Below are 26,155 nucleotides of genomic sequence, written 5' to 3' on the forward strand. Positions count from 1 at the left end.
TCTACCTCTTTCCGGCTGTGAACGCCACCCAATCTTCTTCACGGGTTACTTCTATAATCTCGAAACCGGAAGACTTCAGCGCTTCCGCCACAAGTCCTTCCTTATCCTTGTAAATACCGGAGGTGATGTAGATTCCTTCCGGCTGGAGTGCACGGTACACATCATCCGTGAACAGCACAATAATCTCGGCCAAAATATTCGCTACGACAACCCTCACCGGCAGGGTAACTCCCAGTCCGCCGGCAGCCGGAGCAGCGGCAGGAACAGCTTCCTGTCCAGCCTGTCCAGCCTGTTCAGCAGTATAGCCTGGTCTGGCCGAAGGCCACATATCTCCGGCTGTGGTATCTGCCGCCCGTTCACCGCCGAGCAGGGAGAGCAGATCGCTCTCCTTAACCGTGATGGCAGCTTCAAGCCGGTTCAGTGCCACATTCTCACGGGCGCTCTCCACCGCCACCGGGTCCAGATCCAGGGCCAGGACGGATTTCGCGCCCAGCAGCACCGCGCCTACGGCAAGGATACCGGAGCCAGTGCCGACATCAATTACTTCATCGCCGCTGGCGACATGCTTCTCAAGTGCGCGCAGGCACAGCGCCGTCGTAGGGTGCGTCCCCGTTCCGAAGGCCATACCGGGGTCGAGCTCGATAATCTTTTCATCCGGGGAGGCCGGGGTATACTCTTCCCATGTAGGCTTAATGGTCAGCCGTTCCGATACGCGCAGCGGCTTGAAGTACTGCTTCCAGGCATGGGCCCATTCATCCTCATCCACCGTCTTCCAGGAGATCAGCGCTTTGCCGGGATCGATCCCGAACCCTCTCAGCTCTTCCACCCTTGGCGTTACCTCCGCCACAATCTCGTCCATTGCCACGGTTTCGGCATAATAGCCCTTAATTACCGCTTCCCCCTCGGGGATGTCATTCAGCGGCTCATCGTATAATTCACCATAACGGGTATCCCGTATTTTATTCAGCGTCCCGGATTCCTCAATGGAAACACCGCCCGCACCGGCCTCATACAGCAGATTGGATATCATCTCCTGTGCTTCCTCCGTTGTATGTACCGTCAATTCGTGCCATAGCATGTTAGTAAATCCTCCTGAAAGTTTTGTAGCATATGCTCCGTTGGTTCTGCTTCGCAAAACTTGCTTCGAAAGCATAAGCTTAGTTATGAGAGCCCAGTCTCCCTGAAATCACTCCGCGTAACTGGATTCGAAAGCGCGGGCCTAGTTGTGTGAAGCATATCTAGGATAGTATAGCATTTCTTACCCGTGCAGCGCCAAACTGCGGGTCAGATCCTTTAATCCGTCACACCGCTGCGGCAAAAGCAATCCAGGACATGGTCGTCCACCATCCCCGAGGACTGCATGAATGCATAACAAATGGTTGAACCGACAAACTTCATCCCCTTGCGCTTCAGCGCCTTGCTCATGTTGTCAGACTGCGGAGTGGTAGCGGGAACCTCCGATCTGCTCTTCCATTGATTCACCACCGGCGTTCCGCCTATGAAGCTCCAGAGATATTCTCCGAAGCTGCCTTCGTCCCGGCCAATCTGCATATAGGTCTCCGCATTGCGGATGACCGCATTAATCTTCAGCCGGTTGCGGATAATCCCCTCATTCTGCATCAGCTCGGCTATCTTGTCCTCCCCGTACAGCACAATCTTCTGCGGATCAAAACCGTCGAAGGCTTCGCGGAAATTCTCCCGCTTCTTCAGTACCGTATACCAGCTCAGTCCGGCCTGCATGCCCTCCAGCATCAGCAGCTCGAACAGCTTCAGATCATCATATAGCGGCTTGCCCCATTCCTCGTCATGATAAGCAATATAAACAGGGTCCTCATTCACCCAGGCGCAGCGTGTTATCGTCAAGTATTGTTCTCTCCTTATGCATTGAAATGGAAATTCAGGATAGTTGTATTATGTACAATTAAAAACAGCGAAAAGGGATACTTGCCACTTATAAGTGTAGTCTGTACAACTAAATATGCCCAATGGCCGAGAACCCGCCACATAGAGCCGTTTAATTGTATGAAATACAACTAAACGGATAATCGGTTGTAAATCAGACGTTCTAGTTGTACAAAGTGCAATTCAGTATACCGCATTTCCCGTAATCGGGTCACTGCCAACCCACTATATATATCTACTGCGAAATCCATCCACTAGATGACGCCTGAGAGCCTTCAGCATAAAAAGAGCAGCCCCGGCCGGGCTGCTCTTCCTGTTGGACTTGGACTTGTCTATTCCTATACTCGCTATAAAATGCGCCGATTATTCCATGAGCTTATCCATAAGGCGGAGGATCATCACTACCGATTCGGCGCGGGAAGCCGGTTCCGCCGGCTTGAACTGTCCATTGCCTTTTCCTGTTACGATACCTGCTCCAGCAAAGGCATTGATTGGTCCTGCCGCCCAGCCCGCTGTGACATCGGAGAATGGAGCACTAACGCTGCTCACATAATTCGTCAGACGGGACAGCATCGTCACCATCTCCGCCCGGGTGATCTCCTGCTTGGGATGGAAGGAGCCATCAGCGTACCCGGTGATCACTCCATTGCCTTGAAGGGCAATAATAGCTTCCGAAGCCCAATGCCCCTGCGTATCGGAGAAGCCGGTGCCGCCCGCAGCGCTCAGACCAAAGGCCTTGAACAACATCGCTGCAAACTCAGCGCGGGTTACTTTGGCGTCAGAGCGGAAGGAACCATCCGCATAGCCGGTTATAATCCCCATCCGGGCCGCACGTTCGATGAATGCGGCACTCCACAGAGCCACAGGGGTATCCGGGAATGTAACTGCAGGAGCGGTTTGCCCTTTTGCCATGATCGCTTTTACCTTATCAAGATCTACTCTGTCGTTGAACACAGGCTTCGTCACGGTTGGCAATGTTGGCCCCGTAGTTACAGCCGGTGTAGGCGTTGCTGTTGCAACTGGTGTCGGCGTTACCGTTGCCGCCGGAGTTGGCGTTGACGTTGGCCTTGGAGTTGCTTCAGGTACCGTTCCTCCTTCATTGTTGCCTGTAGCCGCCGTTACGGAGACCTGAATCTCCTTGCTTACTCCTCCGTATGAAACTGTGATCTTTGCCGTTCCTGTACCCACTGCTGTGACTACCCCCGCTTCGCTCACAGCTGCAACCGAAGGATTGCCAGTGGCATATTTCGCTTCCAGGGTCTTGAGGGTGCTAGAAAGGTCAGAATACTTTGCCGTTACCGCTAAGCTCTGCGTTTGACCTGCCGTCAGGGAGAGCGAAGCTGGAGTCACCTCCAAGTCTACCACTGCCGGAGCGGAAACCTCCGTAATCACAATCGGAACCGCTACGGACTTGCCTCCGAACGAAGCCGTGACCGCTGCTTCGCCTGCCGCAACGCCTGTAATAAGCCCCTTGTCCGATACAGAAGCAATCGCAGGGTCAGAAGATACCCAAATGACTTGATCCGTAACTACCAGATTCTCTGCATGATCATATACTGCCGTTATTACAGAAGCTGCAGACTGGCCCACTTGGAGCCTATGAGTGCCTGGATCAGCTGTCAGTTTCAGCAGAACAGGAACCGTGCTTTCCGCCTGAACTGTTACAGCAATGCTGACTGCCGGCAAATTTCCATATTGTGCCTCGATTGTAGTACCGCCTGCTGCTACCGCGTGAATCACGCCTGTGGCATCTACCGTAGCCACATTGTCATTGGAAGATGTCCAAATCGCTTCATTCGTGACCTCTGCCGTGGACTTATCGCTATACGTAGCGGTGAGAACTGTCGCGCGTTTCTCCCCGGCCTGCAATGTCAGCTCCGTAGGCGATACCGCCACGGAAGTCACCGTAAGCTCATCCTTCTTCTCAATAATATAATTATCTATTAATGCATCGCTTTCTGTAGTACGGGCCTGGATGGTGATTTGGTCATGGCTGACTTGAATGGCAGAATACACCGGAACGTCCTCGTCAAACATGAAATTAAGATACTCATACTGCTTACCATCGTAGAATTTCCAGCCGGAGGCGCCCCCGTCCAGATAGACCGTCCCGCGCTCGCCGTTTAGTAGCGGCTTTCCTCCATTCATCGGATAGGTGCGCGCATACACATGGTCATGGCCTTCCAGCACCAGATCTACTTTCAGTTCCTCCAGAACAGGTGCAAAATACGTTTGCGTGTATTCAATTACATTCCCGCGTCCATCTTCGGTATGATAAGCAGGCTTATGGAACATCACAATCTTCCATTTCTTATCACTTGCCTGAAGATCCGCACGCAGCCATTCGGCTTGCTTAGCCATGGTTACTTCGTCCGCCTCAGAGTTCAGCACAATGAAATGTACCTCACCCGAATCGAAGGAATAGGCGTACTCCTTCTGAACGTCCGGGCCGTTCTCCGGCAGATCAAGTCCCTTGGCAAAAATCTCCTTGCCTGCACCTTTAACATCATGATTCCCCATCGTGTAGCCTGAAGGAAGGGAGGAGGCATAGACTGAAGAAGCTTCCCAGAACTGGTTCCACTCATTCAGGATTCCTCCGTCGTCAACCATATCGCCGCCATGCATAATAAACTGGGTGTCCGGATAACGTGTTAAGGAATCACTGATCAGCTGCTGATAGATTTCAAGCCCGTTATCTCCCTTGGTATGCGAATCGGTTACGAATACAAAAGAAACAGGGGTGTCCGGAGCTGCAGCCAAAGTTTTGTATTCATACCAGGCACTCCAATGACCTTCATAGCCCACCCGGTAATGATAAGCCGTACCCGGCTCCAGGCCGGTAACCAATGACTTGTGGAACTTAATTTCACCCAGCGGTCCGCCCTCCACTTCATGGATGACCTCCACTTCAGTAAGCGCAGACTGCTCTACCGCCTGTTGCTCAGCATTGCCCAATCCTTGGTCTACCAGGCCGCTGTCCTTCACATATTGAATCGAAGTTGCTTGAACTCTGGGGGCTGTCTGCCAGCCCACGCTCAGCATCGTACTCATATCTTCGGTAACAAAGGTCTGGACATATTTCGGATCATCTCCGCCGAATTGGGTTACAACGTTCATGCTGAAGCTCTCACTGGTACCGCCATCCTTGACCGCCTGCACTTTCCAGGTGCCGATCGCGAGATTGGCCAGCGAAGTATGAATTTCGCCCTTGGCATCCGTCAGTCCCAATCCTTCGGTAAGACTCTTCTGCTGTACATCAGCAGAGGCGATGTAGCCTGTCCCTGTTCCATCCGGAAGATATACCTTGACGAATCCGGCGTTGCTTCCTGCTGTAGCGAAGAATTGCCCGTTGTTCTCTGCTGTAAGCAGCACAGCGGACGAATGATCAGCGCTTGTATATATATTGGAGCTGGCGGCTGTTACCGTCACATAGGTCTGAGGGCCGCTTGCATCGGTAAAATCAATCTCCGCCCCTTCAACCGGAGCTCCCGCATGGGTAGTAACGGTAATGATATTCTTCGTTTGCAGGCCCGATCCCTTGACGGTTAAGGTATACGGGAATCCAATCTTATAATTAACCGGAGAGGCAAAAGAGCTTACGGCAGTCCCGCTGCCATACCCAAAGCTGCCTTCCGCCATGGTGAACTGCTTGTAGGTCTCGCCACGTTCCATTTTTGCGGACCGGCTCACGGCGAAATCGATGCTGGCCAAAGCATCCGCAGAATCTCCCTGCAGTCCTTCTGCGCTAAATTCAACGTAGCCGCCTATATTGTCGATGGTGCTCTTGACGTTGCTTAGACCGTCACGTGCATGCACATTGTCAGCCTGAAGCGTGTGCGGGTCGAACTTAATCTGGGTCAGCACGCTGGTTGCTTCACCGACACCCTTCGCCGCCAGCTTCAACCGGTAAGGCTCGTTGCTGACCGCTTCCTCCGGCCCATCCAAGGTGAGCATCGCCCCATGCTCAATAGTAAAAGCATACTCTGCTGAAGCCGGATTGCCGGCCAGATCCTTCACTTCGGCAACCACTTGATGATAACCGCCATCCAGCGGCACCTCCGGGTGATAAGTAATTGCCTTAGTGTCCAGATCGTAAGCGTAAGCGGCCGGTGCAACGGACTGGCCATCCACAGTTAATTGGATCGAATCTGGATCAATACCCGACTTCGCATCATCCGCCGACAGGATGATATCGGATACGGGAGCAGTCAAGGTTTGATCTGGTGCGGGTGAAACCGGAGCCAGCACGGGAACATCCATATCCTCATCCGCTGGCTCATCATAAATAAGTCTGACATCGTCGATCCAAATCGAGCCTTTGTTCTTTTTGCTCATTTGCCGTTCTTTCATCTGGAAGTAGAACGCCACGGTACCGGGCAGCGTCAGATCACTTCCTATTTCGGCCTCAACATACTTCCAGCCGCTCCAGTCTATCCCTGTCTCTTCGCTCCTCATTTCATACGTCTTGGACTTCCCGGTGGCTGAAATATAGAACTTGGAGGTTAGACCATGCCCTTCGTTATTGGCGTAAATCCACATGCCGATTTTGTGGGGCGTTCTGCCTGTTAAGGCTAACTGCGTTGCAGGCCCGACTGCAACCTGGGAGGGATTATCGGTTATGCCGATAAAGTCATAATCAATCCGCAAGGATTTTGCCCCGTCACGGACGTATTTCGGATCACTTTCAAGCGCCATATTGCCGCTGTAGATGCGCGCACTGTCAAACTTCAAGTCTGCCAGACTCACATTTTCAAAATCCTCCAGCATAACAACACCGCCAGGCTCAACTGGATCCCCATACACGGTCGATGAAGAGAAGGAAGGTGGAATGAACGGAATCAACACCGACATTGCCAATATCCCGGTTAATACTCTCTTTACAAGCGGATGCTGCTTACTCACTGCCTGCCACGCTCCTCGTTGTCTGTTCTTGTTCACCTCTAAATCGCAATTTTAAAATTTAAATTTTAAAGGAGAAGTTATTCCAGCATAACGCGGCAACGTATTCGTGAGATCATCGCAATGTAAGCACAATAAATATTTCAGCTATATTATTCTCCGGGCTTCTCCTATGAAAAAAAAGGCGTCCGCCCCTTTTCAGGTTTGGACTGCCTTTTAAGGCTGCAATTGCACCCGCGTCTCTTTGTCCGGCTCGTTGGTGGAGTAGAAGAACATGTATATAGAAGCTTCTGTTCCTTTGAAGTCCTTATACACATCAATGCTGTGGTTTTTTCCTTCTCCCCGGAAGTTCACTGTCACTATTTTACCTAAAATCCGGTCTTTCCCTATGCCGATATGAGTCTGATTCACGCCGCCAAAATGGGGATCAACGCTCTTCGTCTCCACATAGAGATCCGCCCCCTGCATATAGTAGGTCCACTGTACCGGATAACCGCCGGTTTCCCGGATCAGCGTCTGCTTGTCGCTGGAGATGTTGGTCAATTGGAGTGGTGTCTTATCATCCTCATGCCGGGTAACCTTATATTTCCCTACAAGCGTCATTGGCGTCGTCTTTGAAATCTCAAGATCTGCCGGTCGTTCGAACCGCAGGGTTGTCAGATCTCTGTCCCCGGTTGTCGAATACCAGCTTCTCTACCGGGGGTTCCGGACTCCCCTTGAACAAATGCAGATTAGCCATCAGCTTCTGCTGCAGACTGTTCCTGCGTTTCAAGTGATTCAGGCAGGTATTAACCGTGACTTTCATAATCCACGCCTTATTGTTTGGAATACCTTTATAACAACCGTGGGCTTCAAAAGGTTCATTTTCTACTAACAATAAGCAAAAAAAGCATGTCTCCACGTAAATACCCGGGATACATGCTGTAAAAGGAAATTCTATGTTGAACTGGAACAGCATTCGGAGAAAGCCACCGTCAGACGATGTTCATTACTTCACGCGCCTGATTGTCCAGTTCCTGTGCGGAGGATGCAATCAAAGTGAATTCATTCAAGGCTACCTGAATCTGCTGCTGGCTCACAGCCACATTCTCCTGAACCAGATTAAGTCCGTTAGATATTTTTCCTACTTCCTCTGTAATGGCCTGGACACTGTCGCGAACCTCTGTGATCTGATCCTGAACCATTGCGGACAGCTTTCTTACTTCTTTGGCCACTACGTCGAATCCCCGGCCGAACTCACCGGCATGGGCAGCCTCAATTGCCGCATTAAGCGCAAGCAGGTGGGTCTGTGACGCAATATTACGGATCGTCTGCACCACGCCGTGAATGGCCGCTGCCTGCGTCTGCAAATTCAGCAGCGTATCCGTATTTTCGCTCGATACTTCAGCGATTTTATCAATACTCACCAGCAGCTCCTGACTCCGCTCAATTCCTTTTTCTGCACGCTGATTCAGGCTGTCAGCCATTTCCTGCAATTGTTCCACTACACGGTTCATATTATTCTGTCTGCCAGTGATATTGGTCGCCACCTTCGACACGCCAATGACATGCGTATCTGTCTCATCAAACACCGGCATATACGTGGCTTCGAGCCAGACTGATTCCCCGTCCGCGTCCATCCGTTCGATTTTATCCTGAAAGCTCCGGCCGGCAAACAGATTCTGCCAGAATATCTCATAATCAGGGCTGTTCACGAACGAGGGGAAACACAGCTGCTTGTGCTGCATTCCGTACATATCCTCCACCCTATATTTCACCGAGCTGGCAAAGACCTCATTTACATAGGCGACACGGCGGTCCAGATCAAATCGGATCATAGCGAGATTCTTTTCCAATGCTTTGACAACCAATTCGTCTGTAACTAATTGGGCTGATAGATTCTCCATTATGACTACTCCCTATAAATCTCAATTTTTATTTTATCCGGCTTTTTTATTGGTTTTGGTATTATTCACTTTACTTATATTAACGGATATCCGGGCAGTTTGGATTATACTAATGAATTAAAAAAATCAGCGTAAATGAAGCAGCTGCACAAGGAAAGCCTCCCGATGCCAGTCACGGTCCAGCTACACAGAAAGCCCCGCCCCCCGGCTGGCGGAGAATGGGACTATCTTTCTTAGAATGGGCTTATGAGTCTATTGAGACATTAACCGATGTGGCCATCCGCATATATGTACAGATTCCGCACTATTTCCTGGGTCCGTAATCCCCGATCTTAATTCCCCATACACTATCCTTGTGGTACGCAGCCGCTTCCTGCAGATCCGGGAGTCTGGCATCCTGGGGATAATGGCGCTCCAGATACTGGACGAAAGCCCGGCGCAGACCGATCTCATTCTCCAGCTTATTGAACTCATTAGGGTGCTTCTCCATTTCGGCAAGTGAAGTCTCCCAAGCTTCCAGATCAGCAGCCTCCGATTGCCCGGTGCGGACTTTCGCAGTAAGCTCCCGAAGCTCCCGGTAAGCCTTTTTTACTTTGGAAGAATAGACTTGCTTCTGGTTCAGGAAGGTTAGCAGCGCAACCAGTAACGCCAGTCCAACCCATAAAATAACAGTATCCACGTAAGTAACCCTCCCGGTTTGGCATATCTCTTCATTATACACGGCTGAGCACAAAAATACCCCACTTCTGTGGGGCACCCGCTACAACATTTACATCATGGCCTGACCAAATTATATGCTGGAAAAAGCTCCTGTTTAAACTCGCGCCAAGTTCACATTTTAAGGAAGATTTCCGCTATTCCTTCTTCAGAATCTCCTCCATCTGTCTTTTATCAGCCTCCCGGGAGCGATCCATTGCCTCTATATCATCGTGATCCGCTTCAGCCGCTGAGAATTCAACATCCTCTGCCTTTGCCTCATAGAGCATCTTCAACTTTTCCGTCTTGGAGAAAATTTTCGAGTTTTCTCTGTCCACTATTAATCAGCCTCCCAAGTAGTGTTATCTGACAATCAAATCATCCCGCCGGCTTCCTCAATGAGTGACAGCGCCTGATCATAAATGGTCGAATCTACAATTACAGTCAGCAAAATATTTCTGCCTGTCGGTCCGCCATCCCCGCCGTGACTCATCCCGCTGCCGCTCGTATGCGATGCAGAGAGGATGCCCGTATGCTCACTGGCTGCGGTCATGGAATCCATACTTGCCAAATTGCCGGTAACCGGATTCACTCCGGACTGCAGCCCGCTTCCGCCAAATCTGCTGAACCTGTCAATGGAGACCTCTTCTACCCGCAGCGCCTGAAGCTTGCGGGAGACCCCTTCCGCTTCTTCCGGAGCCCTAAAGTACGCCAGTATATATCTTTCCAAGACCGTATCCCCGCTCTCTTGAGATTCAAGCTCTTAGTTGTACATGTTTATGTTGTCTTGGCAACGCCATTTTTATGCTTTTATTTCAATAGCCGAGTATATGAATCGGATTTCGACAATTTATTCAGCACTTTACCGTAATATGGTACTAAAGTAGTATATTCCAATCTGTAAATTGACTGTAAAATAAATGTAATTTTCACTATTATTTTTCTTCAAAGCAGTTAAGCCACTCGGAAGGGAGAGAACCGGTTTATACGGTTGCTGAAATGAAAATCAAATACTACTGGGGAGGATATTAAATGTTCAGACGCTCCATTCGCAAATTTGGCATAGCCACTGCAAGTTTTAGTCTAGCGGTTTCCCTTCTGCTTCCTTCCGCATCTTTCGCAAGCAGCACTTCGTTTTTACCGGCAGCACCGGATCTCAAGAATCATATCTCTCTGCTTAACTCCAGGCTAGGCAACACCCCGGACTCCTTAAAATCATCCATCCAGAATTACACTTCAGCATTAAACTCCAAACCGCAGAATTATGCGGGCAACATCACTACTTCAGCGCCTGTAACTTTCATTGTCCAATTGCAGAATGACCCGGTCAAAGTAGCTGAGAATCAGGGCGCCAAGAGTAAGACACCTGCTTTGCAGCGTAATATTCTCCGTACGGAGCATAACAGCTTCGCTGCCGCTGCCGCTGCGATTGGTGCAAACACCGGCCATGAATATACGGAAGTGTTCAACGGCTACTCCGTAACTCTGCCAGGTAATCAAGTGGACAAGCTGCTCACCTTGCCGGGCGTGAAGGCGGTCTTCCCGAACCAGAAGGTTCATGCGCTGGAGACTGCAACAGATTCCTCCACTCTTACTGAGACTCTCAAGGATACCGTGGATGCCACTAAGGTCGGCAACGGGGATATCTTCGGTTCTGATGAACTGAATGAGGATGGCATCACTGGTGAAGGAATTCAGGTTGCCGTAATCGATACCGGTATCGATCCCACTCATCCTTACCTTGAGGATTTTTATGAGGATGGTCACGGTTATGATGTCGTCGATGGTGATTCTCAGCCATACGAAACAGAACCTGACCCTGCTTACAAGCCAATCAACGGCAATCCTTATGAGACGGCTCACGGCTCACACGTATCTGGTATTATCAAGAGCGTAGCGCCGGATGTTGAGCTTTATGTATACCGCGTACTCGGCCCATATGGAAACGGCAGTACGGACGACGTTATTGACGGCATTGAAAGAGCCGTTGCTGACGGTGCTGACGTTATCAACCTCTCGCTCGGTTCAGATGTGAACCAGCAGTATTCGCCTGATGCCATTGCAGTGGATAACGCCGCTGACGCCGGTGTCACCGTTGTACTGGCCGCAGGGAACGCCGGTCCCGAGGCTGAAACTGTCGGAACACCTGGTAGTGCACACCGCACCATATCAGTCGCCGCTTCTACGACACCTGCTGATGTTACTTTTATTAAGGTGGGTGTTACCGACATTGTCTATGGTATCCAGGCGTCCGAAGCTGGATTTCCCGAAGAAGCCAACGGCTTGGAAGTTGTCTATGCCGGACTTGGACTTACTGTAGATGATTATATGAATGCAGATGTAGAAGGTAAGATTGCTATCGTTGACCGCGGAAGCAACACCTTCGTGAACAAATCAGCAAATGCCCGCTCAGCAGGGGCTGTCGGCTTGCTGATCGCTAACAACAGAGCAGGTGAGCTCAATGCCGCTACTGATGCTACCGGAGTCCCTACTTACGGCATTACCCAGGACGAAGGCAAGGCGATCAGGGCTGAACTGGCAGCGGGCCATAATACGCTCTTATTCTCTGTGGGTCCAGATAAAGACAACCTCATCGCCGGGTTCAGTTCGCGCGGACCTGCACTTCCGGACTTCACCATCAAGCCGGATGTATCGGCTCCGGGTGTAGCCGTGAATTCATCAGTACCGGTATGGGAAAGCGAAACCGGCTACGCCAAGTTCAACGGAACCAGTATGGCCAGCCCCCATGTGGCCGGGGCAGCTGCGCTGCTGCTGAGCTCAGGTAAAGAGGCTAATGGACAGGCGTTAACCCCGGATCAGGTTAAAATCCTGTTAGCCAATAATGCCACTTCGCTTACAGACCGTAATAATAAATATTACAGTGTATACGAGCAGGGTGCCGGGCTGATTAACCTGCCTAAGGTGCTGAAAGCTTCAGCCATCGCACGTGTCCCTGAGGTGCTTGACACTAAGCGTCCGGAAACAGAAATACCTAAGGTTAAATACGACACAGGTTCCTTGTCCTTCGGACTGGTGACTGCGGCGTCCACTGTGACTAAGACCGTGTATGTAGACTCCCTGGCTAAGGAACCCAACACTTTCACTATTGGTGTGGAATGGCGTACTCCAACCCATAAAGGTATTGAGTTTGCCAATCTTGAAACCTCTGTTGAAGCAGATGATTACTTCCAGGTACCGCTAACGGTAGCTGCGGAAGCTGTAAGCGGAAAGTACGAAGGTGTACTGACGCTAACTTCAGGTACAGAGACTCTGACTCTGCCGTTCAGCGTGGTAGTAGGTGTGCAGTACAAACCTGATACAATCACGAATTTCGAAGTCGGTGCAGAGAATTTCGAGTTCATCTCACCTAACGGTGACGGACTTCTGGAGAGCACCTACCTGACCTTCTCTGTAAATGAAACCGTAGAAAACCTAGCGTTAGAAGTTGTTTCATTGGATGGTTCTACAACCGTTGTCGGAGACGTATACGCCACAGGGCAGAAATTCTACCCCGGCCTCTATGAAGAACCTGAATGGACTGGCATCGTTGATGTTCAGGGTGAGTCTTATGTATTGCCTGACGGCATATATTCCATAACCCCTGTCCTGGACGGCGGAACGACCCGGTTCGATGATCTATCTGCTATTGTTATTATTGACCGGGAAGCACCGGAAGTCAGCGGTACAACAATAACGGAGCACGCCCGGACGAATGAGCAGGAACCACGAGGTGCAACCATTAGTGGCGTCATTGCTTACGATCTGATGTTCGAGCTGATCGATGAAGAGACGGATCCGAATGAACTGCTTGCAGTATCTGCAGCCTATGAAGAACCGGATGGCACTGTAAAAGAAGCGGATGGCTATATTGATTCCAACGGTTATTTTGAAATTGAGGTTCCTTTGACCGAGGGCTTGAATCAGTTCTATCTGTACGCTTACGATTACGCTTCAAACGGTTGGATCGATTATAACCAGCTTCTGCGCTACAACACAGATCAGACAGTTGCTACGGTCTCACCTACAGCTTCCAGTGCAACTGTAGAGTTGGGCACTTCAATCACCATCGACGCTGGCTTCTCCGTAACTGAGAATGTGTACGGTATCTACGGAGCCACTTTCAATTTGCTCTACAGTAATAGCCTGGCTCAGCCAAATATCAAATCAAGCGTACAATTAGCAACATATCAGGAAACTCATTTTCCTGGTGTACCATTGCTTGAGTATACGAACCTGATTCATTTGGAGGATGGACGCGATGTCCAGCAGTATGGCGTTCATGTAACAGACGGAGCTTATGATGGAATTGGTACCGGATCATTAGGACAGTTCACATTTACTCCGACTAAAGCCGGAACTTACACCTTTGAATTATCGGATATCAAGCTTTGGAGCGACAATTACTCGGCGACAATTCCGGCAGGTTCATCGACTGTGAGTGTTGTCGTGAAAGAACCATTATCAAGCTCAAGTAATCCATCACCATCTCCAAGTACAATAGCAGCAGCTTCAGGCACAACTGCGACTTCCGGACAGCTTACTGTAACAGCTGATCCTGCAGGTGGTAAGCCTACAGCGAGCCTGGCTGTTTCCGACTCCATTCTGGATGCGTCATTGAAGAGTGCGGTGAATAACAATGTCGTACTGAGCATCACTGATGTAGACTTCTCCAAATACGGACAAGTAAGCATTGTGCTCACATCTGCCCAGGCGGACAAGCTGAAGAGTTCCGCAAGTGCACTCAGTCTGAACGGTAAGGGATTCTCCTTAACCATTCCGGCTGGCACACTTCCGGACTTCATTACCGCCACAGGCCTAACCGTCACACTCGGTTTGCATGAGGAAGCGGATACCGCTCCGCTAAGCGGCATTACCGGAAGTATTGATATCGGCTCCTCCTCACTGACCCTCAAGAACGGCTGGACCACAAGCAAGCCTGTATTTGTACAGCTTGCCCTGAACCCTGACGGCTTGAAGGATGCCCGCAAGACAGGGGCTTATAAAGAGTCTGCTGAAAACTCTTGGAGTTATCTGCAGTCCGGAACTATTCCGGCAGACGGCCTGCTGCAGTTCAGCATTACCGGTGACGGTACCTACACTGCTGCCGCCCGTAATACCAGCTTCTCCGATATAGGGATACACTGGGCCAAGGATGCCGTCGAAGTTCTTGCCGCTCACAGTATCGTAGCCGGTAAAGGAACTACCGCTAGCTTCAAGCCTGCTGACAGCCTAAATCAGGCTGAGCTGTTGACTCTGTTCGACCGTTTGCTCGGCAAAGGTGACACCTGGACAACACACATCAAGGAAAGCGGCTCCCGCGATGTCCTGACCCGCGAAGAAGCAGCGGTAATTCTGGCTGAGGCACTCGGTGCCGATGTTACTTCCTCAACGCTGACCTTTAAGGATGCAGGTTCTATCTCGGCTAACGCCAAGAACGCAATCGCTTATGCAGTAAGCAAAGGCTACCTACAGGGAGTGGGTAACAACACCTTCAACCCGAAAGGTACCCTGACCCGTGCCCAGGCTGCTGTCATCCTGGAGCGTGTGCTCGAGGATCTACGTAATCAGTAAGACAAGTAATCTGTATCGTAACTAATATGCCCTATTAAAGCGGCGGCAGCATCCTGATTTGTGGATGCTGCCGTCGTCTTTGTGCTAATTTCAAATCGTTAAGGTAAACAAACCCGAGTTTGCCTGCCCCTTTATGCCAGGTGACTTAGACAATAAATTCAGCCAACAGGCAGTAATTTTTAATTATAGACAAATTATATCGACCCTATAGGATAGGATCCAATTAGAATAATATCAGGATGTTTTGGAGCAGCCGGGATACTTAATTGAAAAAAAACGGCCTAAATCACACCATTGAAAATACTGCTTACCAGAAAGCTAAGCTAACGGAACAATAGTTAATTTATGAGGAGGAAATAACTCTGCAAATCATAACTGAACGGCTAATCATTACTGCATTTGACCAACAAAATTACAAGAAGGTATCTGAAACGTACCCTATCGGGAAGCATACCGCCGGATATTTAGCTCATCTTGAGGAAGACCCTGAACTGCTGGGCTGGGGAGTGTGGTTTGTAACATTAGCTGATAATAACCAAATTATCGGAGACATTGGATATAAAGGGAGACCGGATATTCAAGGAATTGTAGAAATCGGATATGGAATAATTCCGGACATGCATAATAAGGGGATAGCTACAGAGTCGGTGAAAGCAATAATGGAATGGGCATTCTCTTCAGGACAAGTGAAGAAAATTGTGGCAGAATGCCTTATAGATAACCTTCCTTCCATTAAAGTTCTGGAGAAATTGGAAATGACCAGAGTTAGAATAAAGGATGGAATGATTCATTGGGAAATAACAAATAACCGGCATCGTTGAATTAAAGGAGAAAAAAAACGCCCGCCTCCAATTCCCTGGAGGCGGGCGCTGCTATGCGGCTCCGTAGGGCCGCAGGATTGATACAATTATGAAGATCAGTCCCCGCGGAACGCACGCTTCACGCGGTCAAAGAACGATTGCTCCTGCTCATGAGTGTTCTCCCCGTTGTGGGAGGCGAACTGGCGGAGCAGGTCTTTCTGCTCATCGCTGAGCTTGCTCGGCGTGACCACGATGACACGGACATGCTGATCGCCGACTCCGCTGCCGCGCAGATGCGGAACACCTTTGCCTTTGAGGCGGAAGAACGTGCCGGTCTGTGTGCCTGCCGGAATCTTGAGCTTCACTTTTTCGGTAAGTGTAGGGATTTCGATCTCGTCACCAAGCGCCGCCTGAGCGAACGTCAACGGAACCTCGCACATAATATCATCGTTCTCGCGCTCGAAGAAATCGTGATTCTTGACGCGGAAGACAATGTACAGATCTCCGGCCGGGCCGCCGCGTGTGCCGCCTTCGCCTTCACCGGTCATGCGCAGCTGTGCGCCGTCATCGACACCGGCAGGAATGCGCACATGAATCTTGCGCTGTTTCTTAACCTTGCCCTGGCCTGCACATGTTGTACATTTTTCTTTGATGATCTTGCCGGTGCCGCTGCAATGGGAGCAGGGACGGCGGTTACGCATCTGTCCAAGCGGTGTATTCTGCACGAATTCCTGCTGGCCGCTGCCGTGACATACGGAACAGGTCTCCGGCTTCGTTCCAGGTTTGGCACCGGAGCCAAAGCAGGTATCACAGGTCTCCGTGCGCGGAATGGTAATATCGGTTTCTTTACCGAATACCGCTTCCTTGAATTCAATGGTCATCGTATACTGCAAATCGCCGCCGCGCTGCGGTGCATTGGGATCACGCCGTCCGCCGCCGCCGAAGAACATGTCGAAGATATCGCCAAGACCGCCGAAATCTCCGCCGCCGCCGCCAAAGCCGCCGCCCATGCCCTGGTTAGGATCAATATGTCCATATTGGTCATAACGAGCCCGCTGCTGCCCGTCACTGAGGACGTCGTAAGCTTCCTTAACCTCTTTGAACTTGGCTTCTGCATCGCCCGCTTTATTCACATCCGGATGATACTGGCGCGCCAGCTTACGGTACGCTTTCTTTACATCTTCGTCTGAAGCATCTCTTCCGAGGCCCAGTACCTCATAATAATCGCGTTTATCTGCCACTGCTTTCACCTCCGTACATCGTTATTCTTCTGCCCTTAACATGGCAAGTAGAAACGGCTAACCGTCCCGCGGGGACGGCACCGTTTCTTCGAGAAATGTAAGAAGAAATTTATGACGGGAAACCCATAAATCCTTACATTTTAAAGGGAAAGCCAAAACACGGGATGCCCCGGTTTTGACCTTCCCCTCTCACCAAATAGAAACTTATCGTTTAAGGTTAACCTTGATTCTTCTCATCGTCAACCACTTCATAATCAGCGTCTACCACGTTGTCTTTCTTGGCATTGCCTTCAGAAGCTCCCTGGCCGCCTTCAGCGCCTTGCTCAGCTTGTGCAGCCTGTTCATACAGCTTCACAGACAACTGCTGTACGATCTCATTCAGCGCCTCTGTAGCGGCAGTGATTTCTTCCAGGTTGTCGGTTTCAAGGGAAGCCTTCACTTTGTCTTTGGCTTCATTGGCTTTCTCGATTTCGGAAGCATCGACTTTGTCAGCCAGGTCCTTGATGACTTTGTCCGTGGAGTATACGAGCTGGTCAGCGTTGTTCTTTGCTTCTACCAGTTCTTTACGCTTACGGTCTTCCTCAGCATGCAGCTCGGCATCCTTCATCATCTGTTCTACTTCAGCATCGCTCAGGCCGCTTGAAGAAGTGATAGTGATCTTCTGGCTCTTGTTGGTGCCTTTATCCGTAGCAGATACGTTAACGATACCGTTGGCATCGATGTCGAAGGTTACTTCGATCTGCGGTACACCGCGCGGTGCCGGTGGAATCTCGTTCAGCATGAAGCGTCCCAGTGTCTTGTTGCCGTTCGCCATCTGGCGCTCACCCTGCAGCACGTGGATTTCCACGCTTGGCTGGCTGTCAGCGAAGGTCGAGAACACCTGCGATTTGCTTGTAGGGATCGTAGTGTTGCGCTCGATCATCTTTGTGAATACGCCGCCTGCAGTTTCAATACCGAGGGACAGCGGAGTTACGTCAAGCAAGACTACGTCTTTAACATCACCAGTCAGCACACCCGCTTGAACAGCAGCACCAAGGGCTACTACTTCATCCGGGTTAACGCCTTTGTGAGGCTCTTTGCCTGTAAGCTTCTTGATTGCATCCTGTACGGCAGGAATACGAGTGGAACCGCCGACCAGCACGATTCTGTTCAGATCAGCAGGCGTCATACCGGCATCGCTAAGCGCTTGACGGGTTGGTCCCAGCGTACGCTCTACCAGGCTTGCAGTCAGTTCGTCGAACTTGGCACGGGTCAGGTTGACCTCCAAGTGCTGAGGTACTCCGTCAACAACCGTGATGAACGGCAGCGATACAGTAGTTGTCAGTACGCCAGACAGCTCTTTTTTCGCTTTTTCTGCAGCGTCTTTCAGACGTTGTACAGCCGCTTTGTCCTTGCTCAGGTCAATGCCTTGCTCTTTCTTGAATTCAGCCACGAGATAATCCATAACCAGCTGGTCAAAATCATCCCCGCCCAGACGGTTGTCACCGCTGGTAGCTTTGACTTCGAAGAAGCCGTCGCCCAGTTCGAGGATCGATACGTCGAATGTACCGCCGCCAAGGTCATAGACAAGGATCGTCTGGTCTTCGGATTTCTCCAGACCGTATGCAAGTGCTGCTGCCGTTGGCTCGTTGACAATACGCAGAACTTCGAGACCGGCAATCTTGCCCGCATCCTTCGTAGCTTGACGTTGGCTGTCATTAAAATATGCAGGAACCGTAATAACCGCCTGGGTTACTGTCTGGCCCAGATAGGCTTCGGCATCGGATTTCAGCTTCTGGAGAATCATCGCCGAAATTTCCTGTGCGGAGTAGTCTTTGCCGTCAATGCTTTCTTTGTGGTTCGTACCCATGTGGCGCTTAATGGAAGCGATGGTACGGTCCGGGTTCGTAATGGCCTGGCGTTTCGCTGTTTCACCGACGATACGCTCGCCGTCTTTCTTGAAGCCTACCACCGACGGGGTTGTACGCGCGCCTTCCGGATTCGGGATAACGACGGCTTCGCCGCCTTCCATAACGGCAACGCAAGAGTTGGTGGTTCCAAGGTCAATACCGATAACTTTACTCACTGTAATTTGCCTCCTCAGACATAAGGTGAAGCCCCGGGGCTTCAACCATTCATATTGTTATTGTGGTGTAACGTTGTTTTCATAAAATAATGCTCACTTATATAGACAGAACTACATGCTGACTTTGACCATGGCCGGACGAAGAACTTTATCTTTCAGGAGATAGCCCTTCTGGACTTCTTCTGTCACGATGCCTTCCTCGTGCTCCTCGCTCTCCACCTGCATGATCGCCTGATGATATTCAGGGTTAAAAGGCTGTCCCACCGTTTCCATAGCTGTAAGTCCTTCAGACTTAAGTACCCCGTCCAGCTGACGGAAAATCATATTGATGCCTTTGGTGAACGCCTCGGAATCTGCGCCTGCCGGAGATGTAGCCAATGCACGCTCGAAATTGTCGAGTACCGGAAGCAATTCAGTTACGAGCTTGGAAGTCGCATATTGCGCCAGCTCTTCCTTTTCCTTCTGTGTGCGGCGGCGGAAGTTATCGAAATCAGCCTGTACACGCAGTGCGCGCGCCTGATGTTCATTCGCAAGCTCCTGCAGCCGTCCGAAATCCTCTCCACTGCCTGAAGCCGCCTCGCCGGCCTCTTCAGCCGTAAATGTGCCAGTGCCTTCTGCAGCTTCCGCCTCATCAGCAGCCTGGTTCTCATTTATGGAGGGATCATTCTGTTCTTTCATTTCCTGAACCTCTTCCTCTTTCAAGTTGTCTTCACCTCCTTATCATCATTCACCGTAATCAATTACGCTCTGTTCACTTATACCAGTGTGCCAGCATCGCTGTCAAATCCCGGGACAGAATCCCCAGAATGCCCATTACGCGCGCATACTCCATCCGGGTCGGACCCAGGATACCGATGCTCCCCAGCGCCTTGCCATCCAGCGAATAGGTAGCGGTAATCAGACTGCAGTTCGCAAAAGCATCATGCTTATTCTCTGTACCAATGCGCACTTGCATCCCTGTTCCGCCGCTTGCCGGGGTCAGCATTTTGAGCAGGGTTGGCGTCTCTTCCAGCAGGTCCAGAATATTCTTCACCTTGTCGACGTCCTTGAACTCCGGCTGGGTCAGCATATTCGTTGCTCCGCTGAGATAGATGCGCTGTTCATGGTCACTTTCGAGCGCCGTGTCCAGCACCTGCATTAATTCTTCATAGTGGGAGATGTGACGCTGCATTTCCTCACCCAGCTCGGAATAGAGCTGGCTCTTCAGCTTATAGAGCGGTACATTCACCAGCTTGCTGTTCAGCAGATTGACAACCTTCTCCATCTCGGATACAGAAATATCCGGAGGAAGGTTGACGATCTTGTTCTCCACCTGCCCCGTGCTGGTAACGATAATCGCCACCGCAGTGTTGTCATCGAGCGGAAGCAGCTGAAAGTGGCGCAATGAAGTATGAAAAACCTCCGGTCCCAGCAGGATGGAAGTATAATTCGTCATATTGGAAAGAATCATTGCCGCATGTTGGATAACCTGCTCTGTCGCATTCAGCTTCTCGGCGAAAAAAGCGCGGATCGTGCCCAGTTCGGCCGTTTCGGCGGAATTCCACGGTACCAGATGGTCCACATAATAGCGGTAGCCCTTATGAGAAGGGATTCTCCCTGCCGAAGTATGAGGTTGTTCCAGGTATCCCAGGTCCTCAAGATCAGCCATTTCGTTGCGGATCGTTGCAGGACTGTAGCCTACATCGCCGCGTTTCGAGATACTGCGCGAGCCTACCGGCTCAGCGGAAAGAATATAATCATCTACGATTGCATTCAGTATCATTCTCTGGCGTTCAGTTAACATGTTATTCCCTCCTATCGGCTGTGGCTCCGATTCGTTAGCACTCTAGTCAGATGAGTGCTAACCACTATTACAAAAATACCAAACTGACCTTGGCATTGTCAAGTCAGTTTCACAAATCACAAAGCACTGCCGGATGCATTTTTTTCAAGATAAAACCATTATTTCGGATATGCCCCCGCAACCATTCATCCGCTTCATCGTCAGATAGAACAGGGGGTGATGAAATGCGCTTGATGAAATCATGGTTATTTGCCATATCCGCAGTGATCCTATGTGTGCTGTTGCTTACGGCCTATACAGTGAAAACTACTCAGAACAAGTGTTACTTTGGCGAAGTGGATTATGCATCCGTCCTGCAATGGAATGGTGTCCTTTATGGCGGTGATACGGATAGTGATCTCAGCGGACTGAGCAAAGGGAAGGCTATCGGCAAGGTTACCTACAGCAAATCCGAGCACAGGTGTCCCCGTAAGAAGATGCAGGATGGAGATGCCACGAATCTGAAGACAGGTACACAGCTCTATGAAGCCGTGGGCTATAAGGTGTCGGCAAGAATCTGGGCGGGGGACCAGCTCTATGAGGCGTACAGCAACCCTACAGCCAGAACCCTCAACGATCTGCTGGATGCTGAGGGCAAAATACAGACCGTCCGTTTCATCAGCGGCAATGACGGTTCTGACCTGATGGACTTTACTCCGGAGGCCAACGCCATATTTATCCGTGAATTCCCCAAGCTGAAATACATCCCGCAAGAGGAATTATCCAAGCAGACGAAAAGCTGGGTAGGCAATCTGTACTGGATGGAAATTGAAATGAAAGACGGGTCCACCAGAAGGATTACCTATAATACAATGTTTCCTTCATTTCACTCTGCATATGCCACTCCGGAGCTGGCCGAGCTGATAGAGCAGCAGCGCAAGCTTATTTATGCCAGGTAACCGGTCAACAGCATGTGTGTGCGAAGCAGAATTGTTGTATGTTATACAACTTGAATGCTTAGATAGGCAGGTGTTCAGGCGGATTATGGGCAAGAATATAAGGTAAATGTTGTATAATGCGCAGGATTTCTCATCGAGAAGTTCTTGCGACAACAGCAGCACAGATCCAAATATTCACTATACAGAGTGAAGTGTGACGTCCTCTTATCCGCGCAAAAAAACCACTCCCCCGGAGCTTCCGATCCGTAGGGCAGTGGTTTCTTATTATATAGGTTGCCGCAGAACCTGTGGCCCCCGGATTAATCCAATCTCTTCAGCACAGCGATTTCATCGCAGGCATGCTGCTTCTTGCAGTGCACACAATCAGTCCAGACCTTCTCCGGGAAAATCTCCTTCTCCACCACATCGAAGCCGTTTCTGAGGAAGAAATCCACGGCATAGGTCAAAGCCATAATCTTCGGGATTTTCTGGCGTCTGGCTTCTTCCGTCAGCTTCTCCAGAATCATCGAGCCTACGCCTTTACCCTTGCCTTCATCGCGCAGACCGATCGAACGCACCTCTACGAGGTCGCTTCCGAGTCTGAACAAGGATCCGCAGCCGACAAATCTGCCGCCGATTTCGGCAATCACGAACTGATCAATCTGGCGGGCCAGTGCTTGCCTGGAACGGGGCAGCATAATTCCGCGCTGAGCGTATTCCTCTATCATCAGATACAGCGGCTCTACATCCTCCACTGTAGCATTTCTGCATATCACTTGCTGATCTCCCGCAGGAGATGCCTTGCGGAACATATCCGTTTTGACAAGCACTTTGACTCACCCCTCGTTGTTAATATGAATAAATATACAACAGAGTGAATTACAATTCAAGGGGTATTTTAAAATTAAACTTCTGTCAAAGCACCGACAAATTCTCCAAATACATCGTTGCCGAATAGGATTCCCTGCTTGCTCAGACGATAGGTGTCCCCGGCCTGCTCCAGCAGTCCGGCCTTAAGCATTTTATGCAGCGATCCCGCAAAAATATCCTCCAGCGACTTCCCGAATTGTGAGCGGAATGCCGTATCCGACACCCCTTCGCGCATCCGCAGGCCAACCATCATGAAATCCTCCATCGCCTCCTGCTCGGAGATAGGGAAGCTGTCCAGACGCGGCAGCCCGCTGCGCGTAGCCTCATTATACGGGTTAACGCCCTTGATATTCATATGCCGCTGCCTGCCCACATATCCGTGCGCTCCGGCACCGAGGCCATAATAATCCTCGTTGCGCCAGTAGGTAATATTGTGGCGGCTCTCCATCCCCGGCTTGGCGAAGTTGCTGATCTCATATTGCGTATATCCTGCAGCTTCCATGGTGGACATAAGCAGCAGATACATCGCCAGCTCATCCTCTTCATTCGGCAGGGGAAGTTTGTTCTTATTGAATAGAGTGTGGAACAGCGTGTTCTCCTCAACCTTAAGACTATAGATAGAATAGTGGGGAAGATCCAGTGCCAGCGCCTTGTCGATGCTCTCTCTCAGCATATCCACCGTCTGGTTCGGCAGGCCGAACATCAGATCCAGCGAAAGATTATCCAGCCCGGCCGCGCGGGCATTCTCCAGACTGCGGTAGACATCATCCACATCATGAATGCGGCCAATTCCGCTCAGCAGCTCATTCTGGAACGCCTGAACGCCGAAGCTGACCCGGTTGACGCCGCCTTCCTTCATTACTCTGAGCTTATCTATATCGGTAGTGCCGGGATTAGCTTCCATAGAGAACTCGATATTCTCATCCCACTGCGGGAAGTGTCTGCGGACCGATTGCAGGAAATATGCCATCTCATCAGGTTTTAGCACAGTAGGCGTACCGCCGCCGACAAAAATGGTCTTGATTATACCGGGAGGCGTGTTCTTCACGGTCAATTCCATCTCACGGTCAAGGGCATACAGATACTCCATGACCGGCTGGTCCTTCAGGACATAGGAATTGAAATCGCAGTAGAAGCACTTATTGGTGCAAAAAGGGATATGAATATATACGGCCTCAGGGGGACGGCCATTGTTTGCTGGGTTCATAGCTGTCTCCTTTGTTCTATTAAATGTAAAACTGTTTGCAGCCTCTGCTGCTGAAAAGCAAGTGGAAACGGCTTTGCCGTCCTCTGTAAAGAGCTTACGCTTCCGGAGCAGCGATACTACGTATCGCTTTCAGGTACCGTTTCAGCGAGAAATAGAAGGATACGTTATCATGTGAAACATATACATTCTTATAATTTAAGAAGAAACGGCTGCGCCGCCCTGCTTAGGGCGACACCCGTTTCTGCGAGAAATAAGCGATAATTATATTCTTCATCCTGTTTCTCCGGGAAATACAATATTTCCAGAAAAGGGAAGCCCTAAGGCTTCCCTTGCAGGTCTATAACCCAGCTGTCAGCTCCAAGGAGCTGACACGCTGCTACTCAATCTGAAGCACAGCCATGAACGCTTCCTGCGGCACCTCTACGCTGCCGACTTGCTTCATGCGCTTCTTACCTTCCTTCTGCTTCTCCAGCAGCTTCCGCTTACGCGAAATGTCACCGCCGTAGCATTTAGCCAGTACGTTCTTGCGCATCGCCTTAACAGTCTCACGCGCAACCACCTTCGTGCCGACGGATGCCTGGATCGGCACCTCGAACATCTGGCGCGGGATTATACCGCGCAGCTTCTCGCAGATGACCCGGCCGCGGTTATACGCGCGGTCGCGGTGAACGATGAAGGACAACGCATCGACCTGTTCATTGTTGAGCAGGATATCCATCTTCACCAGATTCGACTGGCGGTACCCGGAAATCTCATAATCGTAGGAAGCATAACCCTTTGTTCCAGATTTCAGCTGATCGAAGAAGTCATAGACAATCTCGGACAGCGGAATCTCATACGTGATGGTTACACGGTTCGTATCCAGATACTCCATGTTAACGAATTCGCCGCGTTTGTTCTGGCAAAGCTCCATAACTGTACCTACGAAGTCGTTCGGTACAATAATTCCTGCCTTCACATATGGCTCTTCAATGAAGTCAATCGTCCCGATCTCCGGATAATGCGACGGATTGTCGATCTGAATGGTCTCACCGTTAGTCAGCTTGATGCGGTAAATAACGCTTGGTGCTGTAGTAATCAGCGGCAGATTGAACTCGCGCTCAATCCGCTCCTGAATGATCTCCATGTGCAGCAGTCCAAGGAAGCCGCAACGGAAGCCAAAGCCCAGAGCACTGGAGCTCTCCGGCTCGAAGCTAAGTGAAGCATCGTTCAGCTGCAGCTTCTCCAGCGCTTCACGCAGATCATTATAATCAGAGGTCTCAATCGGATACAGACCGCAGTAGACCATCGGATTGATCTTGCGGTAGCCCGGCAGCGGTTCAGGCGTCGGATTCTTGGCATCCGTCACCGTGTCACCGACACGCGTGTCGCCTACATGCTTAATCCCGGCCACAATGAACCCGACATCGCCGATGTTCAGTTCAGGCACAATGGTCATACGCGGCATGAATGCTCCGACTTCGATAACTTCAAAGGTTTTGTCGGTTGCCATCATCTTAATCTTGGAACCGGCACGGATACTTCCGTCCATAACGCGGACATAGACGATAACGCCTTTGTACGGGTCATAGTGGGAATCGAAGATTAGAGCCTTGAGCGGTTCTTCGGAGTTGCCTGTCGGCGCCGGAACCTGCTTAACGACCTGCTCCAGAATCTCCTTGATGCCGATGCCTGCTTTGGCCGAAGCCAGAACAGCTTCGCTCGTATCCAGCCCGATTACATCCTCAATCTCCTGCTTCACCCGGTCAGGATCGGCATTCGGAAGGTCAATCTTGTTGAGCACCGGAAGAATCTCCAGATTGTTATCGAGTGCCAGATACACGTTAGCCAGGGTCTGGGCTTCAATTCCCTGTGCTGCATCCACTACCAGCAGTGCGCCTTCGCAGGCGGCAAGACTTCGGGATACCTCATAGGTGAAATCGACATGCCCCGGTGTATCAATCAGATTCAGATAATAATCCTGTCCATCGTCGGCACGATAGGTCAGGCGTACAGCCTGCAGCTTAATGGTGATACCGCGTTCTCGTTCCAGGTCCATTTGATCGAGTACCTGCTCCTGCATTTCACGCGAAGTGAGCGCACCTGTATACTCCAGAATACGGTCAGCCAGTGTCGATTTGCCATGGTCTATATGTGCAATAATCGAGAAATTGCGGATTTGTTGTTGTCGTTTCTGAACGTCAGTCATTCCTTACCCCCACAGACAGCCTAATGTTAATCCTCTTATTATAACAGTACGGGCTTCACCCATCAATCCCGCCAGCTGCAGGAAAATAAAGAAACACCCGGGGCAGCCAAAAATCACAGGAGAATCCGTA

Annotated in this window: 19 protein-coding genes; 3 read left to right on the top strand and 16 right to left on the bottom strand. The window is 50.6% G+C overall.

Translation table 11 applies throughout. From position 1 onward, the window contains the following. Position 1: 1 nt before the first annotated feature. The 9 genes from prmA to R50912_RS24890 all read right to left on the bottom strand — a co-directional run bounded on the left by prmA (position 2) and on the right by R50912_RS24890 (position 10,113). Entirely contained in the window at positions 2-1,078 is a 1,077-nt protein-coding gene (gene prmA / locus R50912_RS24850) for a 50S ribosomal protein L11 methyltransferase (protein WP_042238590.1), read from the bottom strand. A 215-nt stretch (positions 1,079-1,293) separates the two neighbouring features. Continuing rightward, positions 1,294-1,857: a DNA-3-methyladenine glycosylase I gene (locus tag R50912_RS24855; protein WP_442950532.1), complete on the bottom strand. Its 564-nt coding sequence runs from the start codon at positions 1,855-1,857 to the stop codon at positions 1,294-1,296. A 408-nt stretch (positions 1,858-2,265) separates the two neighbouring features. Then, on the bottom strand, positions 2,266-6,804 hold the full coding sequence (locus R50912_RS33525) for an S-layer homology domain-containing protein (RefSeq protein WP_052416669.1): 4,539 nt from the start codon (positions 6,802-6,804) through the stop codon (positions 2,266-2,268). Between the two features lie 213 nt (positions 6,805-7,017). Further along, positions 7,018-7,404: a hypothetical protein gene (locus R50912_RS24865; RefSeq protein WP_042238593.1), complete on the bottom strand. Its 387-nt coding sequence runs from the start codon at positions 7,402-7,404 to the stop codon at positions 7,018-7,020. A gap of 19 nt (positions 7,405-7,423) precedes the next feature. Continuing rightward, positions 7,424-7,606 carry a hypothetical protein gene (locus tag R50912_RS35285; protein WP_156123311.1) on the bottom strand — a complete coding sequence of 61 codons (183 nt, stop codon included), beginning with the start codon at positions 7,604-7,606 and terminating at the stop codon, positions 7,424-7,426. Positions 7,607-7,775: 169 nt separating this feature from the next. Next, a complete protein-coding gene (locus R50912_RS24875; protein ID WP_042238597.1) occupies positions 7,776-8,687 on the bottom strand; it encodes a methyl-accepting chemotaxis protein in 912 nt (303 codons plus the stop codon). 304 nt (positions 8,688-8,991) lie between these two features. Next, positions 8,992-9,366, bottom strand: a complete 375-nt coding sequence (locus tag R50912_RS24880; RefSeq protein ID WP_042238598.1) for a hypothetical protein — start codon at positions 9,364-9,366, stop codon at positions 8,992-8,994. A gap of 175 nt (positions 9,367-9,541) precedes the next feature. After that, complete coding sequence (locus R50912_RS24885) at positions 9,542-9,721, bottom strand: YfhD family protein (RefSeq protein ID WP_042238599.1); 180 nt, start codon at positions 9,719-9,721, stop codon at positions 9,542-9,544. Positions 9,722-9,756: 35 nt separating this feature from the next. Continuing rightward, on the bottom strand, positions 9,757-10,113 hold the full coding sequence (locus tag R50912_RS24890) for a hypothetical protein (RefSeq protein WP_042238600.1): 357 nt from the start codon (positions 10,111-10,113) through the stop codon (positions 9,757-9,759). Positions 10,114-10,415: 302 nt separating this feature from the next. On the opposite strand from R50912_RS24890, the gene R50912_RS33530 reads away from it, so the two are divergent. Then, a complete protein-coding gene (locus R50912_RS33530; RefSeq protein WP_052416670.1) occupies positions 10,416-14,954 on the top strand; it encodes a S8 family serine peptidase in 4,539 nt (1,512 codons plus the stop codon). A gap of 440 nt (positions 14,955-15,394) precedes the next feature. Continuing rightward, complete coding sequence (locus R50912_RS24900) at positions 15,395-15,775, top strand: GNAT family N-acetyltransferase (protein WP_269322119.1); 381 nt, start codon at positions 15,395-15,397, stop codon at positions 15,773-15,775. A 95-nt stretch (positions 15,776-15,870) separates the two neighbouring features. Here the strand turns inward: R50912_RS24900 and dnaJ are convergent, their stop codons facing one another. The 4 genes from dnaJ to hrcA form a co-directional block, all read right to left on the bottom strand. Next, complete coding sequence (gene dnaJ / locus R50912_RS24905; protein WP_042139464.1) at positions 15,871-16,995, bottom strand: molecular chaperone DnaJ; 1,125 nt, start codon at positions 16,993-16,995, stop codon at positions 15,871-15,873. A 217-nt stretch (positions 16,996-17,212) separates the two neighbouring features. Then, positions 17,213-19,060 carry a molecular chaperone DnaK gene (gene dnaK / locus R50912_RS24910; protein ID WP_042238604.1) on the bottom strand — a complete coding sequence of 616 codons (1,848 nt, stop codon included), beginning with the start codon at positions 19,058-19,060 and terminating at the stop codon, positions 17,213-17,215. Between the two features lie 111 nt (positions 19,061-19,171). After that, positions 19,172-19,762, bottom strand: coding sequence for a nucleotide exchange factor GrpE (gene grpE / locus R50912_RS24915; RefSeq protein WP_042238606.1), 591 nt, complete (start codon positions 19,760-19,762; stop codon positions 19,172-19,174). Between the two features lie 49 nt (positions 19,763-19,811). Continuing rightward, on the bottom strand, positions 19,812-20,843 hold the full coding sequence (hrcA, locus tag R50912_RS24920) for a heat-inducible transcriptional repressor HrcA (RefSeq protein WP_039309603.1): 1,032 nt from the start codon (positions 20,841-20,843) through the stop codon (positions 19,812-19,814). 224 nt (positions 20,844-21,067) lie between these two features. Between hrcA and R50912_RS24925 the strand changes: the two genes are divergently transcribed. Beyond that, entirely contained in the window at positions 21,068-21,781 is a 714-nt protein-coding gene (locus tag R50912_RS24925; RefSeq protein ID WP_042238607.1) for a hypothetical protein, read from the top strand. 299 nt (positions 21,782-22,080) lie between these two features. Here the strand turns inward: R50912_RS24925 and R50912_RS24930 are convergent, their stop codons facing one another. The 3 genes from R50912_RS24930 to lepA all read right to left on the bottom strand — a co-directional run bounded on the left by R50912_RS24930 (position 22,081) and on the right by lepA (position 26,025). After that, positions 22,081-22,572, bottom strand: a complete 492-nt coding sequence (locus R50912_RS24930; protein WP_042243219.1) for an N-acetyltransferase — start codon at positions 22,570-22,572, stop codon at positions 22,081-22,083. Positions 22,573-22,664: 92 nt separating this feature from the next. Further along, positions 22,665-23,837 carry a radical SAM family heme chaperone HemW gene (gene hemW, locus R50912_RS24935; RefSeq protein WP_042238608.1) on the bottom strand — a complete coding sequence of 391 codons (1,173 nt, stop codon included), beginning with the start codon at positions 23,835-23,837 and terminating at the stop codon, positions 22,665-22,667. Positions 23,838-24,213: 376 nt separating this feature from the next. After that, the gene (lepA, locus tag R50912_RS24940) at positions 24,214-26,025 is read right to left on the bottom strand and encodes a translation elongation factor 4 (RefSeq protein ID WP_042216867.1); all 1,812 of its coding nucleotides are present in this window, start codon (positions 26,023-26,025) and stop codon (positions 24,214-24,216) included. Between the last annotated feature and the right edge of the window lie 130 nt (positions 26,026-26,155).

The sequence above is a fragment of the Paenibacillus sp. FSL R5-0912 genome (genome assembly GCF_000758605.1).
Taxonomy (GTDB): Bacteria; Bacillota; Bacilli; order Paenibacillales; family Paenibacillaceae; genus Paenibacillus_AQ.